The organism is Pararhodobacter sp. SW119, assembly GCF_017811755.1.
GTDB lineage: Bacteria > Pseudomonadota > Alphaproteobacteria > Rhodobacterales > Rhodobacteraceae > Pararhodobacter.
The window spans coordinates 58,912-77,123 of sequence record NZ_JADDJF010000013.1 but is presented as its reverse complement, the minus strand read 5'-3'; the positions used below and the strand labels follow the sequence as shown (position 1 = coordinate 77,123).

Annotated in this window: 13 protein-coding genes; 1 reads left to right on the top strand and 12 read right to left on the bottom strand. The window is 60.6% G+C overall.

Annotated features, from left to right (window positions below):
• Positions 1 to 144 precede the first annotated feature (144 nt).
• The 10 genes from IM708_RS10035 to secE all read right to left on the bottom strand — a co-directional run bounded on the left by IM708_RS10035 (position 145) and on the right by secE (position 14,831).
• Positions 145 to 1,086: a DMT family transporter gene (locus tag IM708_RS10035; RefSeq protein ID WP_209426385.1), complete on the bottom strand. Its 942-nt coding sequence runs from the start codon at positions 1,084 to 1,086 to the stop codon at positions 145 to 147.
• 123 nt (positions 1,087 to 1,209) lie between these two features.
• Positions 1,210 to 5,445 (bottom strand): DNA-directed RNA polymerase subunit beta', encoded by a 4,236-nt coding sequence (gene rpoC / locus IM708_RS10030; RefSeq protein WP_209426384.1) that lies wholly within the window; start codon positions 5,443 to 5,445, stop codon positions 1,210 to 1,212.
• Positions 5,446 to 5,497: 52 nt separating this feature from the next.
• On the bottom strand, positions 5,498 to 9,634 hold the full coding sequence (gene rpoB, locus IM708_RS10025; protein WP_209426383.1) for a DNA-directed RNA polymerase subunit beta: 4,137 nt from the start codon (positions 9,632 to 9,634) through the stop codon (positions 5,498 to 5,500).
• 278 nt (positions 9,635 to 9,912) lie between these two features.
• Positions 9,913 to 10,293: a 50S ribosomal protein L7/L12 gene (rplL, locus tag IM708_RS10020; protein WP_209426382.1), complete on the bottom strand. Its 381-nt coding sequence runs from the start codon at positions 10,291 to 10,293 to the stop codon at positions 9,913 to 9,915.
• 67 nt (positions 10,294 to 10,360) lie between these two features.
• Positions 10,361 to 10,876, bottom strand: a complete 516-nt coding sequence (rplJ, locus tag IM708_RS10015) for a 50S ribosomal protein L10 (protein ID WP_209426381.1) — start codon at positions 10,874 to 10,876, stop codon at positions 10,361 to 10,363.
• A 271-nt stretch (positions 10,877 to 11,147) separates the two neighbouring features.
• Positions 11,148 to 11,846, bottom strand: coding sequence for a 50S ribosomal protein L1 (gene rplA, locus IM708_RS10010; protein WP_209426380.1), 699 nt, complete (start codon positions 11,844 to 11,846; stop codon positions 11,148 to 11,150).
• 3 nt (positions 11,847 to 11,849) lie between these two features.
• On the bottom strand, positions 11,850 to 12,302 hold the full coding sequence (rplK, locus tag IM708_RS10005) for a 50S ribosomal protein L11 (RefSeq protein WP_209426379.1): 453 nt from the start codon (positions 12,300 to 12,302) through the stop codon (positions 11,850 to 11,852).
• Positions 12,303 to 13,408: 1,106 nt separating this feature from the next.
• Positions 13,409 to 13,729 carry a transposase gene (locus IM708_RS10000; protein ID WP_209426378.1) on the bottom strand — a complete coding sequence of 107 codons (321 nt, stop codon included), beginning with the start codon at positions 13,727 to 13,729 and terminating at the stop codon, positions 13,409 to 13,411.
• Positions 13,730 to 13,897: 168 nt separating this feature from the next.
• Entirely contained in the window at positions 13,898 to 14,431 is a 534-nt protein-coding gene (gene nusG, locus IM708_RS09995; protein WP_209426377.1) for a transcription termination/antitermination protein NusG, read from the bottom strand.
• 202 nt (positions 14,432 to 14,633) lie between these two features.
• On the bottom strand, positions 14,634 to 14,831 hold the full coding sequence (gene secE / locus IM708_RS09990) for a preprotein translocase subunit SecE (RefSeq protein ID WP_209426376.1): 198 nt from the start codon (positions 14,829 to 14,831) through the stop codon (positions 14,634 to 14,636).
• 698 nt (positions 14,832 to 15,529) lie between these two features.
• On the opposite strand from secE, the gene moaA reads away from it, so the two are divergent.
• A complete protein-coding gene (gene moaA, locus IM708_RS09985) occupies positions 15,530 to 16,549 on the top strand; it encodes a GTP 3',8-cyclase MoaA (protein ID WP_209426375.1) in 1,020 nt (339 codons plus the stop codon).
• Positions 16,550 to 16,583: 34 nt separating this feature from the next.
• Here the strand turns inward: moaA and IM708_RS09980 are convergent, their stop codons facing one another.
• Positions 16,584 to 17,384 (bottom strand): flagellar motor protein MotB, encoded by an 801-nt coding sequence (locus IM708_RS09980; RefSeq protein ID WP_209426374.1) that lies wholly within the window; start codon positions 17,382 to 17,384, stop codon positions 16,584 to 16,586.
• Between the two features lie 60 nt (positions 17,385 to 17,444).
• Positions 17,445 to 18,197: a metallophosphoesterase family protein gene (locus IM708_RS09975; RefSeq protein ID WP_209426373.1), complete on the bottom strand. Its 753-nt coding sequence runs from the start codon at positions 18,195 to 18,197 to the stop codon at positions 17,445 to 17,447.
• Positions 18,198 to 18,212: the final 15 nt, after the last annotated feature.

The window sequence follows — 18,212 nt, the reverse complement described above, 5'->3', positions numbered from 1 at the left end:
AGCGACTCGCCCCAATCAAAACACAAAACCGCATGCGTTGCCCGGTTCCGGAAACGCCGCGGTGGAATTCCAGAGGATCGGGGCGAATTCGCCCGGATCGTGACCACAGAGGTATTTAAAGCCCCGATGCCTCCATACGAAACGTCAGCCCCGGGTGCGCGCCGTATATGGGGAGTCGGGGGGGTTGTCAACAGCCCTCCCCGGATCGAAACGGGCGAGTTTGCGGGCCATCCGCCGCTCCCGGTAGAACGTGAAGATGCCGGTGCCAACAATCAGCGCGGCACCAATACCGGTCAGTGCATCAGGCCAGTCACCAAAGACAAGAAGCCCCAGCACCAGCGCCCAGACCAGCCCAGTGTAGCGGAACGGAGAAACAAATCCCAATTCCCCGACCCGCATTGCCAGAATGCTGAGCAGATATCCCGCAAGGATGAATACGACGGCTCCACCAAGATAGATCCAGGTCGTCATGGTCGGTTTGACCCAATCTTCAGCCAGCGCTCCCAAGGTTGCGAAGACTGTAACGCCCGCTGCCGTCGTGACTGCGATCAGCATCGAAGGGACTGCGCGCGGCATTCTGCGGGTGACGAGATCACGAAGCGTGACACAAGCCACCGCACACAATGCATAAGCCACATACGCGTCCATTCCCTCAGGACCGGGCCGAACGATCAGGATCACCCCGAGGAAGCCGATACCGATAGCTACAAATCGCCGCCATCCGACAGGTTCGCGCAGAAATAGCGCGCCAGCCAAGGCAATGGTCAAGGGTGCTGATTGAAGGATTGCGGTAAGTGTCGCCAACGGCATGTGAAAAAGCGCGGTGAGAAAGAAAAAGGTCGACCCGCATTCCGCAACCACCCTGAGCGCGACCATCCATCTGTCGCCGTTCAGCTTGGGGATATGGAGGACGCCCATCCACCAGGCGATCAGCACTAGTGCTAAAGTCGAAAGGATGCCGCGCAGAAAGATCGACTGGAAAAGCGGCAACTCCGCGAAAACGAGTTTCATCAAAGTATCATTGACGACGAAAGACGCCATCGCGGCCATCATGAAGATCGCGCCACGTGCATTTTCGGAGAGCATGGCCGGACTCGCGCGGGAATTTAACCTGTTCAGTATGCCCGAGTCGCGAACCGAAGGAAAGAGACGGAAATTGAAGACCCCCGCGCGGTCGCGCGGGGGTCCTGTTCTCGAGCCTGCTGATGATCAGAGGTCGCGCGGATCCGATGAGCCGTCGAAGGCCATCGCATCCTCGGTACCTTCCTCCGGAGCGGCAAGGGCGGCAGCGGCTTCGGCCTCTGCTCGGCGCGCGTCGATCACCTTCTGATCGCGCTCGGCAGCAATGCGCCTATTCGCGGTGGCGACTCCGCCAGTACCAGCCGGAATCAGTCGGCCGACGATGACGTTTTCCTTCAGGCCAACCAGCTTGTCTCGCTTGCCCTGAACCGAGGCCTCGGTCAGCACACGGGTCGTCTCCTGGAACGACGCGGCCGAGATGAACGAGCGGGTTTGCAAGCTGGCTTTGGTGATGCCGAGCAGGATCGGCTCACCCTTTGCAGGACGCAAGCCTGACGCGATCGCCTTATCGTTGATCTCGTCGAACTCGTACTTGTCCACTGCCTCGCCTTTCAACAGCACAGTATCGCCCGAATCGATGACTTCGAGTTTCTGAAGCATCTGACGAACGATCACCTCGATGTGCTTGTCGTTGATCTTCACACCCTGCAGGCGGTAAACGTCCTGCACCTCGTCGATCAGGTAGTTGGCCAACGCTTCGATGCCGAGGATGCGAAGGATGTCATGGGGCGCAGGGTTGCCATCCATGATGTAGTCACCACGCTGGACCCAATCGCCCTCCTGCACGGGGATGTGTTTACCTTTCGGCACCATGTACTCGACGGTCGCGAACTTCTCATCGACGGGTTCGATCGCGATCCGTCGCTTGTTCTTGTAGTCCTTGCCGAAGCGCACATAGCCGTCCATTTCGCAGATGATCGCATGGTCCTTCGGTCTGCGTGCCTCGAACAGTTCTGCGACCCGCGGCAAACCACCGGTGATATCCTTGGTCTTGGCGCCCTCGCGAGGGATACGCGCAACGACATCGCCCTGTCGGACGTCCTGCCCATCTTCGATCGAAAGTACCGCATCGACCGACATCGGATAAGTCACCGGATTGCCCGCATCGTTGCGCACGGGATCGCCAGTTTCCGGATCCATGATGATGATTTCGGGTTTGAGATCGCCCCCCTTGGGGACCGAGCGCCAATCGGTGACGATCTTCTGGGTCATGCCCGTCGCATCATCGGTTTCGTCTCGGACCGAGAGCCCGCCGATCAGGTCAACAAACTTCGCACGGCCTGCCTTCTCCGCGATGATCGGCAGGGTGTAGGGGTCCCATTCAAAGAGCTTGTCTCCCCGATTGACCTCCCCGCCGTCTCGCACGAACAACTTGGTGCCGTAGCTCAACTTGTGACTGGCTCGCTCGACCCCATTCTCATCAATGATCGCGATCTGCATGTTGCGACCCAGTACGAGCAGGTCACCGGCGGCATTCTCCAGAACGTTCGCGTTGCGGAATTCGATCTTGCCTCCGTGGCCGGCCTCCTGGAACGACTGGCTGCCCCCTTGTGCGATCCCCCCGATGTGGAAGGTCCGCATGGTCAACTGGGTCCCCGGCTCGCCGATCGACTGTGCCGCGATGATGCCAACCGCTTCGCCCTTGTTGACCAAGGTACCACGCGCGAGATCGCGTCCATAGCACTTCACGCAAACGCCTTCCTCGGCCTCACAAGTCAGCGGGGAGCGGATCTTGACCGTGGCGATAGTCGCGGCCTCGATCTGATCGGCATCGCGCTCGTCCATCAGCGTGTTGCGCTCCACGAGCACCTCACCGCTCACCGGATCAATCACGTCTTCTGCCGCGACACGGCCCAGAATACGTTCCGCCAGACTTGCAACGACCTCGCCATCATTCACCGCAGCACGCGCGGTGATGAAGCGATCAGTGCCGCAATCGTCAGTGCGCACGATGCAATCCTGCGCCACGTCGACAAGACGCCGGGTAAGATAGCCCGAGTTCGCGGTCTTGAGCGCGGTGTCGGCGAGTCCCTTCCGTGCACCATGCGTGGAGTTGAAGTACTCCAGCACCGTCAGACCTTCCTTGAAGTTCGAAATGATCGGCGTTTCGATGATCTCGCCCGAAGGCTTGGCCATCAGGCCCCGCATGCCGCCCAGCTGCTTCATCTGCGCGGGCGAACCTCGCGCGCCGGAATGCGACATCATGTAGACGCTGTTCGGTTCCTTTTCGGCACCCGCCTCGTCATAGCGAACAGCCGAAATCTCGGCCATCATCTCGCCAGCGACCGCATCCGAGCATTTCGACCAAGAGTCGACGACCTTGTTGTATTTCTCGCCCTGGGTGATGAGACCATCAAGATATTGTTGCTCGAACTCCTTCACCTGATCGCGGGTCGAATTGACGATCGACCATTTCGCTTCGGGGATCAGCATATCGTCCTTGCCGAAGCTGATGCCGGCGCGGAACGCTTCGCGGAAGCCCAGCCCCATGATCTGGTCGCAGAAGATGACCGACTCTTTCTGACCGCAGAAACGGTAGACGGTGTCGATGACTTCCTGCACGTCCTTCTTCCGAAGGAGCCGATTGACCAGATCGAACGGCGCCTTGGCATTGAGCGGGAGCAGCGCGCCAAGGCGAAGCCGGCCCGGCGTCGTCTCGAAGCGTTTCATTACCTCGTTGCCATGCTCGTCGATTTGCATGATGCGCGCAGTAACCTTTGCGTGCAGATGCACTTCGTCCGCGGCAAGGGCGTGTTCGACTTCATCGATATCAGCAAAGATCTTACCTTCGCCGACCATGCCTTCGCGCTGCATCGTGGTGTAGTAGAGCCCCAGTACCATGTCCTGTGACGGCACGATGATCGGCGCGCCGTTCGCCGGGCTAAGGACGTTGTTGGTCGACATCATCAGCACGCGGGCTTCGAGTTGTGCTTCAAGGCTGAGAGGCACATGGACCGCCATCTGGTCCCCGTCGAAGTCGGCGTTGAAAGCCGAGCAGACGAGCGGGTGCAGCTGGATCGCCTTGCCCTCGATCAGGATCGGCTCGAACGCCTGAATGCCCAGACGGTGCAGTGTCGGCGCGCGGTTGAGCAGGACCGGGTGCTCGCGGATTACCTCGTCGAGGATGTCCCAGACCTCGGGGCGCTCCTTCTCGACCAGTTTCTTGGCCTGCTTGACGGTGGAACTCAGCCCCTTTGCCTCGAGTCGCGAATAAATGAAGGGCTTGAACAGCTCGAGCGCCATCTTTTTCGGAAGACCGCACTGGTGCAGCTTCAACTCCGGACCCGTCACAATGACCGAACGGCCAGAGAAGTCGACGCGCTTGCCAAGGAGGTTCTGACGGAAACGCCCCTGCTTGCCCTTGAGCATGTCCGAAAGAGACTTCAGCGGGCGCTTGTTGTTGCCGGTAATGACCCGACCACGCCGTCCGTTGTCGAATAGCGCATCGACAGATTCTTGCAACATGCGCTTTTCGTTGCGCACGATGATGTCGGGCGCACGCAGTTCGATCAGGCGTTTTAGCCGGTTGTTCCGGTTGATCACCCGGCGGTAGAGATCGTTCAGGTCCGATGTCGCAAACCGACCGCCATCGAGCGGCACCAGCGGGCGCAATTCGGGTGGAATCACCGGCAAAACGGTCAGAACCATCCACTCAGGCCGATTGCCGGATTCCAGGAAGTTCTCGACGACTTTCAGCCGCTTGATGATCTTCTTCGGCTTCAGTTCGCCGGTGGCTTCTTTCAACTCCTCGCGCAACTTCAACGCCTCGGCCTCGAGGTCAATCGCTGCCAGCATCTCGCGGATCGCCTCGGCGCCAATCCCGGCTGTGAAGGCATCTGAGCCGAACTGGTCCTGCGCGTCGAGATATTCCTCTTCGGACATGAGTTGCCCGTAGGAGAGCTCGGTCAGGCCGGGCTCAATCACGACGTAGTTCTCGAAATAGAGGATACGCTCAAGGTCGCGGAGCGTCATGTCCAGCATAAGGCCGATGCGGCTGGGCAACGACTTCAGGAACCAAATGTGCGCGACCGGCGCGGCCAGTTCGATATGACCCATGCGCTCGCGGCGCACTTTCTGCAGGGTCACCTCGACGCCGCATTTCTCGCAGACGACGCCGCGATACTTCATCCGCTTGTACTTGCCGCAGAGGCACTCGTAGTCCTTGATCGGCCCGAAGATCCGCGCGCAGAACAGGCCGTCACGCTCAGGCTTGAACGTGCGGTAGTTGATCGTCTCGGGTTTCTTGATCTCCCCGTAGGACCAGCTGAGGATCCGCTCGGGACTTGCGAGCGAAACGCGAATTTCGTCAAACGTCTTGACCGGAGTCAGCGGGTTGAACGGATTGGTGGTGAGTTCCTGGTTCATTTTCGGTTCCTTGCGTCAGATGCCGGGGTGAGGGGGTGAGGGCGCGCGGCCCTCAGCCCTCCTCCTCCGAATCCAGGAGTTCCATGTTGAGGCCGAGGCCGCGGACTTCCTTCACAAGCACATTGAAGGATTCGGGCACACCGGCCTCGAAGTTGTCCTCGCCCTTGACGATCGATTCGTAGACCTTGGTCCGTCCTGCCACGTCGTCGGACTTCACGGTCAGCATTTCCTGCAGCGTGTAAGCGGCACCGTAGGCCTCCAGCGCCCAGACCTCCATCTCGCCAAGACGTTGACCGCCGAACTGCGCCTTGCCGCCCAGCGGTTGCTGGGTGACCAGGCTGTAGGGTCCGGTCGAACGTGCATGAAGCTTGTCATCAACCAGATGGTGCAGCTTGAGCATGTACTTCGTGCCCACCGTCACCGGGCGCGCAAACGCCATGCCCGAGCGCCCGTCAAAGACCGTCGACTGGCCCGAAACATCGAAGCCCGCGCGGATCAGTGCGTCATTTACATCCGCTTCCTTCGCGCCGTCGAAGACCGGCGTGCCAATCGGTACGCCGCCTCTGACGGATTCGGCGGATTCGATCAGCACCTCGTCGTCCATCGACGCAAAGGCCGCGTCATAGACCTCTTCTCCATAAGCAATGCGCAAAGCATCCTTCACAGGACTAAGGTCGCCCTTGTACCGATACTCCTGCAGCGCCTCGTCGATCTGCACGCCCAAGCCGCGCAGGGCCCAGCCCATGTGCGTCTCAAGGATCTGCCCAACGTTCATTCGACTGGGCACGCCCAACGGGTTCAGAACGATGTCGACCGTCGTACCGTCCGAGAGGAACGGCATATCTTCCTCGGGTACCACCTTGGAGACGACGCCTTTGTTGCCGTGACGCCCAGCCATCTTGTCGCCCGGCTGCAGCTTGCGCTTCACCGCCAGGAACACCTTGACCATCTTCATGACGCCCGGGGGCAAGTCGTCGCCCCGACGCACCTTCTCGACCTTGTCTTCGAAGCGATGGTTCAGCGCCCGCTTCTGCTGGTCATAAAGGGCATTCAGCGCTTCCACTTCCTGCGCCTCGGCATCATCGGCGAGCGCCAACTGCCACCATTGACCTCGACTCAGACCCCCAAGAAGATCCTCGGTGATCTCCGAATTCGGCTTGACGCCTTTCGGTCCCTTGACTGCAACCTTTCCATGAAGGATTTGCTGCAGTCGCGCGTAGATATTGCGCTCCAGGATCGCCAGTTCGTCGTCACGGTCACGTGAGAGACGTTCAATCTCCTCGCGCTCGATCTGCAAGGCACGTTCGTCCTTGTCGACGCCGTGCCGGTTGAAGACCCTGACTTCGACAACGGTACCATATGCACCCGGCGGCAGACGAAGCGAAGTATCGCGAACGTCCGAGGCCTTCTCACCGAAGATCGCGCGCAGAAGCTTTTCCTCCGGCGTCATCGGGCTTTCGCCCTTGGGCGTGATCTTGCCCACCAGGATGTCGCCAGCCTGCACTTCCGCGCCGATGTAGACGATTCCCGCCTCGTCAAGATTGCGCAACGCCTCCTCGCCAACGTTGGGAATGTCCCGCGTGATCTCCTCCGGTCCGAGCTTCGTGTCGCGGGCAGCCACTTCGTATTCCTCGATATGGATCGAGGTGAAGACGTCATCCTTCAGGATACGTTCCGAAATCAGAATGGAGTCTTCATAGTTGTAGCCATTCCAGGGCATGAACGCGACGGTAACATTCCGGCCCACGGCCAGTTCACCCATGTCCGTACAGGGCCCGTCGGCAACGACCTCCCCACGCTCGACAACATCGCCCACTTTCACCAGCGGACGTTGATTGATGCAGGACGACTGGTTCGACCGCTTGAACTTGCGCAACCGATAGATGTCGACCCCGGGCTCTCCGGGTTCCATCATCTCGGTCGCGCGGACAACGATACGCTGGGCGTCGACCTGATCGACGATGCCCGCACGGCGCGCCATGATCGCGGCACCAGAGTCGCGGGCCACCACACCTTCGATGCCGGTGCCGACCAGCGGCGCGTTTGACTGCAGAAGCGGCACGGCCTGACGCATCATGTTCGAGCCCATCAACGCGCGGTTGGCATCGTCGTTCTCCAGGAACGGAATGAGCGAGGCCGCGACCGAAACGAGCTGCTTCGGAGACACGTCGATAAGATCGACTGTTTCGCGCGGCGACAGCACGAACTCGCCGCTTTTGCGCGTCGAGACCAGGTCGTTCACGAAACGCCCCTCGGTGTCGAGGTTGGCGTTGGCTTGCGCGATTGTGTGGCGCATCTCCTCGGTGGCAGAGAGATACACGACCTCGTCAGTCACCTTTCCCTCGACGACACGACGATAGGGCGTCTCGATAAATCCGTATTTGTTGACCCGAGCAAATGTCGCCAGCGAGTTGATCAGGCCGATGTTCTGACCTTCCGGCGTCTCGATCGGGCACATCCGACCATAGTGCGTCGGATGAACATCGCGCACCTCGAAACCTGCGCGTTCGCGCGTCAGACCGCCTGGTCCAAGCGCCGACAGGCGCCTCTTGTGGGTCACTTCCGATAGCGGGTTGGTCTGATCCATAAACTGCGAAAGCTGCGAGGAACCGAAGAACTCGCGAACCGCAGCCGCAGCCGGCTTGGCGTTGATCAGATCCTGCGGCATCACCGTATCGATCTCGACCGAGCTCATCCGCTCGCGGATCGCCCGCTCCATGCGCAGGAGGCCGACGCGATACTGGTTCTCCATCAGTTCACCAACCGAGCGTACCCGGCGGTTCCCCAAGTGGTCGATGTCGTCAATCTCGCCCTTGCCGTCGCGCAGTTCGACCAACGCCTTGATGCAGGCGACAATATCTTCCTTCCTCAGCGTGCGTACCGTGTCCTCGGCGTCGAGGTCGAGACGCATGTTCATCTTCACGCGACCGACCGCGGAAAGATCGTAACGCTCGGAATCAAAGAGAAGCGTGTCAAACAGCGCCGAGGCGGCGTCATAGGTCGGCGGCTCGCCGGGGCGCATGACGCGATAGATGTCCATGAGCGCCTGTTCACGGTTCATGTTCTTGTCGGCAGCCATCGTATTGCGGATGTAGGGACCGACATTTACCCCGTCGATGTCCAGCACCGGAATCTCGGTGATGCCCTGATCCATCAGAAGCTTCAGCGTCCCGCCCTTGACCTCACCGTCCTTGTCCAGATCCCAGGTCAACTCGTCGCCTGCCTCGACCCAAATCTCGCCGGTCTCCTCGTTGATCAGATCACGCGCGACGAAGCGGCCAAAGATATAATCGAATGGCACAAGCAATTCGGTAACCCTGGCCTCATCGATCCACTTCTTGACCATCCGCGGCGTAGCCTTGTCACCGGCCTTAAGGATCACTTCGCCGGTCGATGCATCCACCAAATCCATGGTCGGACGCGTGCCGCGCACGCGTTCGGGGAAGAACCGGGTCACCCAACCGCGCCCTTTGTCCAGGCGGAAAGTTACGGTGTCGTAGTATGCCGACATGATCGCATCCTGATCCATGCCGAGCGCATAGAGCAGGGTCGTCACCGGCAGCTTGCGCCGACGGTCGATCCGCGCGAACACCAGATCTTTCGGGTCGAACTCGAAATCCAGCCAGGAACCGCGATAGGGGATGATCCGGCACTGGAACAGAAGCTTGCCCGACGAATGGGTCTTGCCCTTGTCGTGATCGAAGAAAACGCCCGGGCTTCGGTGCATCTGGCTGACGACGACGCGTTCCGAGCCGTTGACAATAAAGGTGCCGTTCGGCGTCATGAGCGGCATGTCACCCATGAACACTTCCTGCTCCTTGATGTCCTTGACCGACTTCGCCGAAGTATCGGGGTCAACGTCAAAGACAATGAGGCGAAGCGTCACCTTCAGCGGTGCCGCGTAGGTCATGTCGCGGCTCTGGCATTCCTCGATATCATACTTCGGCTTCTCGAGATCGTACTTGACGAACTCCAGCACCGCCGTTTCATTGAAATCCTTGATCGGGAAAACGGACTGGAACGTGCCCATCAGCCCTTCACCGTCCAGCGGTGTTTCGCTGTCGCCCGAACGCAAAAAGAGGTCGTAGGAGGATTTCTGAACCTCGATCAGGTTCGGCATCTCCAGAACTTCGCGGATCTTGCCAAACATCCGCCGGATGCGTTTCTGGCCAACATAGGTCTGCGCCATGCTCGGTATCACCTTTCTTCTTTCGCGGGCGCGCGTGCCTTCGGGCCTCGGCCGCGCTGCCGCAAGCGAAACGGAAATATGAGGCTCTATTCCTGCGAACCGTCCCACCGGTCCGCTCCCGAGCCCACTGTTACTTCCGGAAAGCACCTCCGCTCAGGTGCTTGCCGGAAGAAACCGCGCCGTCTTAACCATTGGCGCGCGAAAAACAGCTGCGGCCGGGCCCGGAACGTGCCGGACCCAGCCTTTTCAGTGCGATCGGGTGCCACGCACCCGTGAGATCACTTCAGTTCGACCTTGGCGCCAGCAGCTTCGAGCTTTTTCTTCAGCTCTTCGGCTTCAGCCTTCGGCGCCTGTTCCTTCACGGCCTTGCCGCCGGCCTCGACCAGATCCTTCGCCTCCTTCAGGCCAAGACCGGTGATCGCCCGAACTTCCTTGATGACGTTGATCTTGTTGGCGCCTGCTTCGACGAGGATCACGTCGAATTCGGTCTTTTCCTCGACCGCTTCGGCGGCCGCGCCAGCGGCGGGACCGGCCATCATGACCGCGCCGCCAGCAGCGGGTTCGATGCCGTATTCATCCTTGAGGATGGTCTTAAGTTCTTGCGCTTCCAGAAGCGTCAGATTCACGATTTGCTCGGCGAGTGCTTTGAGATCAGCCATTGTTCCGTTTCCATTCTGTCAGGTGTGTTCCGGCATGGGACGCGCGCCCCAGCAGGCAGACGTTTGCTCAAGCGGCTTCCCGCTCCTCCAGGGTGGAGAGGATGCTTGCGATGTTCGAAGCAGGCGCGCCAATGGCCCCGGCGATGTTCGCGGCGGGCGCCCCGATGCACGACACGATCTGAGCGATGAGCTCTTCGCGCGAGGGCATCGAAGCCACGGCCTTAACACCGTCGGCGTCCAGCGCCGTCTCGCCCATCGCGCCACCAAGGATAACAAACTTCTTGTTGTCCTTGGCATACGCTTCCGAGACCTTCGCCGCGGCGACAGGGTCTTCGGAATAGGCGAGAACGGTCATGCCCGTCAGAAGGGTTCCGATGCTTGCGCAGGGCTTTCCTTCAAGGGCGATCTTGGCGAGCTTGTTCTTGGCAACGCGCACGGCCCCACCCGCGTCGCGCATGCGTGCGCGCAGGGCCTGCATCTCGGCAACCGTCAGACCTTCGTAGTGTGCAACCACGACCACGCCAGAGCTTTCGAAGATCTGGCCGAGTTCCTCGACCACTTTCTCTTTCTGGGCTCTATCCACAGGTTAGCTCCAAGTTTGGGGGTTGCCCCCCGGCTCATGTTTGCCTCCGGTATGTCACCGGAAGCGTTCGGGTCCGCAAGGGAGCCGAGGGCAAGATCGCCCGAGGTCAAGCCCCGGTACTTTCCGTCTCGTTCCCCATCTCGGGCAGGAAATTAAGCCACTCGGGCGTAAACCGTCGTGGCACCCGCCGTCTCGGACAGGACGCGGCGGAACCGTGGGCACCGCCTCGTCATTCGCCCGGTAGCGCCCTTCGGCACGACCGGACAAATTCTCAATTCGCCGTGGCCGAAGCGAGATCGACGCTTACACCCGGCCCCATAGTCGAACTCAGCGACACCTTCTTGAGATAGGTGCCTTTGGCTCCCGCGGGCTTGGCACGCGTCACCGCCTCGACGAAGGCACGCACATTCTGAGCCAGCTTCTCGGGATCAAAGCTTGCCTTGCCGATGCCGGCGTGGATAATGCCCGCCTTCTCGACCTTGAACTGCACTTCGCCGCCCTTCGCATTGGCGACCGCCTGCTTCACGTCCATGGTCACGGTGCCGACCTTCGGGTTCGGCATCAGGTTGCGCGGGCCCAGAATCTTGCCCAAGCGCCCGACGAGGGGCATCATGTCCGGCGTCGCGATGCAGCGATCGAATTCGATCTTCCCCGACTGGATCGTTTCCATCAGGTCCTCTGCGCCAACGATGTCCGCGCCAGCTTCCGTCGCCTCGTCGGCCTTCGCGCCGCGCGCGAAAACTGCCACGCGGACCGTCTTGCCAGTGCCGTTCGGCAGCGTGACCACGCCGCGAACCATCTGGTCAGCATGCCGCGGATCAACGCCGAGGTTCATTGCGAGTTCGACAGTCTCGTCGAACTTGGCAGTCGCAGACTGCTTGATCAGAGCGACCGCTTCCTCGACTGAAAGGTTGGCTTTTCCGGCTACCAGATCACGGGCGGTGCGGGTGCGTTTGCCTTGCTTGGCCATGACTTACCCCCTGACCTCGATACCGCAGGACTTGGCCGAGCCAAGGATGATCTGCATCGCCCCCTCGACATCGGTCGCATTCAAGTCCTTCATCTTCGCTTCAGCGATCTCGCGAATCTGCTTGACCGTCACGTACCCGGCGATATCCCGGCCCGGCTTTTCCGACCCTTTGGCGCGGTTGCGCTTGCCCACCTGCTTCAGTCCCGCAGCCTTCTTTAGATACCATGACGCGGGCGGTGTCTTCAGCTCCATGCTGAAGGACTTGTCCTGATAGTAGGTGATCACCACCGGCACCGGCGCGCCTTGCTCCATGTCCTGCGTCTTGGCGTTGAAGTCCTTGCAGAACTGCATGATGTTGATGCCACGCTGACCCAGTGCGGGTCCGACGGGCGGCGAGGGATTGGCCTGCCCTGCCTTCACTTGCAGATTGAGCTGCCCGATTACCTTCTTGGCCATTCGGCCTCTCCTTTTCCTGACCCGCACCAGACGCGTCCGGCACGGTGGTGTCTGGCGTGGTCCGGTCACGGAGCGCGCTCCGCATTCCTCCCACGAACAAAGGGAGCCCGAGGCCCCCACAAGCCGCGCACCTACTTGCTGCGGCGACCAGCGTCAAGCCCCGCGCGCGTAACATGCGTTGTCTTTTCGTCCAAAGCACCCTCGACCTCTGACCAACTCCGATGCGCGACCTATCGATCTCCCGAAGAAATATCGTCGACACCCCTTACGGAAAAGGGTCCGTCGCAAAAACGAAGCCCGTTCGTTCAGTATACCGGCGAACCTCTCGCTTCACTAATTGGTGAACGATTCGCCGCGTTGGCTTCGATGGCTTCAGTTCCTCGAAAACGAAGTGAATGAATTCGCGCGTGAGATCAGGATTGTAGCGCGAAATACACGCGTAGCTTCCCAAGAGTGCGCCGAGCATTTCTCCCTCGTGCTTCGGACGCAGGAGACTAGGGCTGCAAATTCGAGCATTCTCAAAATCAATGCGAAAGATGCGGTCGGCACTATCTTGAACGAAGTTACCAATCCTGTGGTCGTTATCGAACACCTCCGCCGCGATCAAGCCCTTTGTGATCTGGATGACTTTCCCATTGATCTGACTAACCGATTAAGCGCGCCCTGACTTCGAGGCTGAATGGAGCAACCCGTTAAGACTAACAACGGGGCCGAGGTCCTGCATCCAGAGGACCTCGTCAAACTTCAGGCGCTGCCCCACAAGGTGAAGGTGCCCAAAAAGCTCAGGAACCGGGACAGAAGATCCTGCGAGGCGACTTAGCACCCGTTTCTCGGCCGCGCCCTTCGTGTGCCGGAAAAAGGATCGTACGCGACCTTTCGCGCCCGAGAGGTTCCAAAGCTTAAGAACGGAGGGTCCAAGTGGACTGTCTGAACGCACCACAATGTTTTTTGGCCTGCTTACAATTGTATCGAACGAAAACTCTCCTGCCTCAATCCGCAGCAAAACTTCGCGCAACCAACCTTCGCCGGCAGTCTCTGGATGCACCCCCTACTCCCTGCTTTACAACGACGTATTGGAGAAACCGCGATAGCGGCTCAGTGAACCACTACCGGCTGGCGCCGGTAGCGTCGCGGCCGTGCTCTTCGAGGTACTGAAGTACGAGGTCTTCCGTGATGTTGCCGGCGGTCGAGCAGAAAAAGCCGCGCGCCCAAAAATGCCGGCCCCAGTAGCGCTTGCCGAGGGCGGGAAACTCGCGCTGGACGTTGTGCGACGAGCGTCCCTTCATCCGCTGCACCATCTGGCGGATGATGTCACGAATGCGCCGTCGACGATCGCCATCGAGAACCTTGTAGCGGTATTTCGTCGCCCAGACGATGTGATACCGATGGTAGAATACCGTGTTTGCGCCAGTGTCGTATGCGGTCATGCCCGCCCCCTCCAGAATGAGACCATACCGCCTCTGGCGGGTCTCATTCTGGAGGGGGCGGGCATGTAGCCAATTGCGAATTGCTAAAGCGAATTCGTCTCGAAGACGAAGGTTTCAACCAGTGCACTGACAATGAATTGCCCAAAAGTGCAAACTGCAACCAAAGGTTCAGGCGGATTTGGACACCTGAGTAAACTCCAGATCGACCGGCGTCGGGCGGCCGAAGATCGACACCATCACTTTCAAGCGCGCGTTGTCCTCGTCGACTTCCTCGACCATACCGGAAAAACCCTCGAACGGGCCGTCATTGACCTTAACCTGTTCGCCGATCTCGTAGTGGATCAGGTTGCGGGGCGCGATCTCGCCTTCCTCGACGCGGTTCAGGATCAAATTGACCTCATCGTCACGCATCGGACTCGGCTTGCCTTGCTGACCCAGAAAGCCGGTAACTCGGTTGATCGAGTTGATCATGTGGTAGGTCCGGGTGTTCATATCCATCCGTACCAGCACATAGCCGGGCATGAAGCGCCGCTCGCTCATTACCTTCTTGCCCCGACGCACCTCGATCACTTCTTCGGTGGGAACCAGAACTTCCTCGATCTCTTCCTCAAGGCCAGCCTCCACGGTAGCGACACGGATCTGCTCCGCGACCTTCTTCTCGAAGTTCGAGAGAACGCTCACCGAATACCAGCGCTTCGCCATGCGATACACACCTCGTGCCGGGCGGGCTGACCCGCACCTGTTCCATTCTCGCCTCCGTCTCTTGGAGGCCCGTCCGCCGCACAAAAAAACGTGCGCACCGAATCGGTGCGCTGCCTGTCTTTCGGGGTTGGCGGAGCGTTTAGCGCCCCTTGCACTTCAGTTCAAGAGCCGAGCTTGAAGCCGGCGCACCACTGCGGAACGCTCACCCGACGAGACCCAGAATCCCCGCCAACCCCTGGCGGATCAGCCAGTCGATGAAAAAGAAGAAGATCGCGGTCAACGAAGTCAGAATGAGCACCATCACCGTTGAAACGGTAACTTCGCGCCGGCTGGGCCAGACAATCTTGGCCGTCTCGGACCGAACCTGTTGCAGAAAGGTCAGCGGGTTTGTCTTGGCCATAGGCTCTTTTCCAGAAAAGCTGCTAGATCCGGTCGGACATACGCTGCAGCCAGATGCGTTTCAACCCATCACATGGAAGCAGCGCCATCCACTCTGCGCTGAAGGACCCTTCTGCAGACACATCATCAACGCGCAGCATACACCCTGAGGGAAGCGAGTGCCGTCAAGGGTAGATCGAGCGACCGCATCGCTGATAGCGAAATGCGACTGCCTGCGCCTGAGTCGCCGCCAGATGGCCGCAATTCGACGCCGACGGCACGCCCCGCGGCGGTTTCGACCCTGCCTTGGACCGGGCTCCGCACGAGGCCCGTAACCAGCCAGAAACCGGTCTCGGAGGGCGCGCCGAGCGACGCGAGCGTTTCGCCCAGGTAGGCGCCTGCAACGGGGGCTTCCGCCGCTACGCGGTCAGCGGGATCGACGCGATCGAACGAGTCTGCGGTTCGGGCACCGCCCGCGCGCCCTGGTCTTGCTTCGGGGCGCATAACCTCTTGCCCCGGCGCCACGGTCACATCGACGGGCTCCTCGGTTTTTGTCCAGGGAAGCCGGATGTCGGCACATCCCGCAAACAGGCAAAGGCAAAAAAGGGGGATGATCCGGCGCATGCATTATCCTATCGCGCTGCCCCGGGGATTGGCAACTGCGGCCTTGCCCTGCGCAGGCCCGGTGACTAGCTTCGCTGCCATGAAGGAGTACGCCGAATGTCACCCCAAACCCAGACCGTCCCGCTCGTCGATCCGTTTCAGCGCGCGATCAGCTACCTTCGGGTTTCGGTCACAGATCGGTGTGACTTTCGCTGCACCTACTGCATGTCCGAGCACATGACCTTCCTGCCGAAGAAAGAACTCCTGACGCTGGAAGAACTCGACCGGCTGTGCACTTCCTTCATCGGGATGGGGGTTGAGAAGCTGCGCATCACCGGCGGCGAACCACTGGTGCGCAAGGGGATCATGACTTTTTTCGAGGCGATGGCACGCCACCTGCAGTCAGGCGCCCTCAAGGAACTCACGCTCACGACCAACGGATCGCAACTCGGCCGCTTTGCCGAGGACCTTGCCGCGCTTGGCATCCGGCGGGTGAACGTCTCTCTCGACACACTGGATCCGCAGAAATTCGCCGCGATCACCCGGTGGGGTCGGCTACCGCAGGTGCTTGGCGGAATCGAGGCCGCGAAAGCCGCCGGGCTTCGCGTCAAGATCAATGCGGTCGCACTCAAGGGCTTCAACGAAGAGGAGCTTTTCTCGCTGACCGAATGGTGCGCGCGGGAAGGCCACGATCTGACGTGGATCGAAGTCATGCCGATGGGCGAAATGGGCGAGGAGATGCGGCTTGATCAGTACTGGCCGCTGAAGGATCTGCGTGCGCGACTTGCCGAACGCTACACCTTGACCGATCTCGCCGAGCGCACCGGCGGCCCCGCGCGCTATGTCCGACTGGAAGAGACCGGCCAGAAGATCGGCTTCATTACCCCCCTCACGCACAATTTCTGCGAAAGCTGCAATCGCGTCCGTGTCACCTGCACGGGCGAGCTTTTCATGTGCCTGGGCCAGGAAGACATGGCCGATCTGCGCGCGCCCCTGCGCGCCAGCGCCGACGACACGGCACTGGAGGCGACCATCCGCGCCGCCATCGCCCGCAAGCCCAAGGGGCACGATTTCGACTACTCCCGCCAGAAGGTCGCGGGTCAGGTGAACCGACACATGAGCCACACCGGCGGCTGAAGCATCGCCGTCGCTCGCAACCAGGGCGGACGGTTCAAGGCGTTCGCAACAGGATCATTTCCATACGATTGTTGCGCACCGACATGGGATTCTGGTGCATCGGGCGACGGTCGGCGTGCCCGGCAACGCGCGCGATCCTTTGAGGCTCGAATCCCGCCCCCTCGAACATGAGGCGCAAGCGCTCCGCCCGCGAGGTCGACAAGCCCCAACGCGGATCGTTGGCCTGGACCACCGTGTAGGTCCGTGTATGCCCCTCGAGCGCGAGGGGATTGACCGCCAGGTCGAATGCGTCGGTCAGAATATCGACCAGCAATTCGGTCACCGGCATCGGCGTGTCGCCATCGTCCAGAAATAGCGGCGCGCCGGGAAGATCAAAGAGTTCGATCACTAAGCCCTCGTCGCTGATCCGGGTGATGACGTGCCGGAGCGCATCACTCATGATCGTGCTCTCTGCGCCAAGACCTGACAGGCGCTCGAGAATGCGATCGAAACTCTCTGCCTCGCCCGGATGAACCTGATGCGATCCATCCTCGGCAGGAGCTTCGTCTGACGGACGCGGCGTGACACGACGTTGCCGCAGATCATCATTGCCGAACATCGAGTCGCCCCCACCCGAAGTGCTACTGACCGCCGTCGACGGGGTGAAATAGTCCGCCAGTCCCTTGCGCTGGTCTTCGGTCGTCGTACCGAGAAGCCAGAGCATCAGGAAAAATGCCATCATCGCGGTGACGAAGTCGGCATAGGCGACCTTCCAGGCGCCGCCGTGATGGCCGCCACCTGCAACCACCTTCTTGCGCTTGATGATCACCGGCGCTGCATTGTTCTGTCGGTTCATCCCGACACCCCTTCGACGTCACCCGACCGACAGGATTAATTGCCGAAGGTGAAACCGGGGTTAAGCGGTCGCCGACGGATCGGGCCGCAGCGGCTGGCGACCGTCAGGGCCCAGAACGCAGACCTCGCGCCCCTCGACGACAACGGCCGTCAGCGGGCCGCCATAGGCCGCGCGCGAATCGATGTTTACGCGGGGTCCGTAATGTGTCGGCGCCTCGATGGCCGTATGTCCATGGACGACCAACCAGGGATGGGGGCCACCATGTTCGAGGAAGGGCGCGCGGATCCAGACGAGATCAGTCTCGGTCTGCTCGTGCAGCGGAACGCCCGGACGGATCCCGGCATGCACGTAAAACACCGGCCCGCGTTCCAGGTGCGTGGGCAAGCCGGCAAGGAAGGCGCGATGCGCGGCAGGCACCGCGACCATCGCGTCTGCATGGACCTTTGCCAGTGGGCGGTTGGCGGCACTGCGCACGCCATAGGCCTCCAGCGTTTCCGCCCCGCCGATGGCCGGGTGCAGGTAGCTGAACTGTTGTCGCAGGCCGGGGTCCTGCGCCTTCGGATCGTCCAGGAAAATCGAGAACATGCGGTCGTGATTGCCTTTGAGCACCACCCAGTTCCTGCCGTCCTCTTGGCCGCGCATCAGATAGTCGATCACCCCCGGCGAATCCGGGCCCCGATCCACCAGATCACCCAGATGCACCACGGGGGCTTCAGTGTCGCCGGTTCGCGCCCGGTCGGCCTCGATCCAGTCGTGAACGGTGCGCAGCAGGTCCAGATGGCCGTGGATATCGCCGATGGCATAGGTCCGCATGAATGCCCTGCCCGC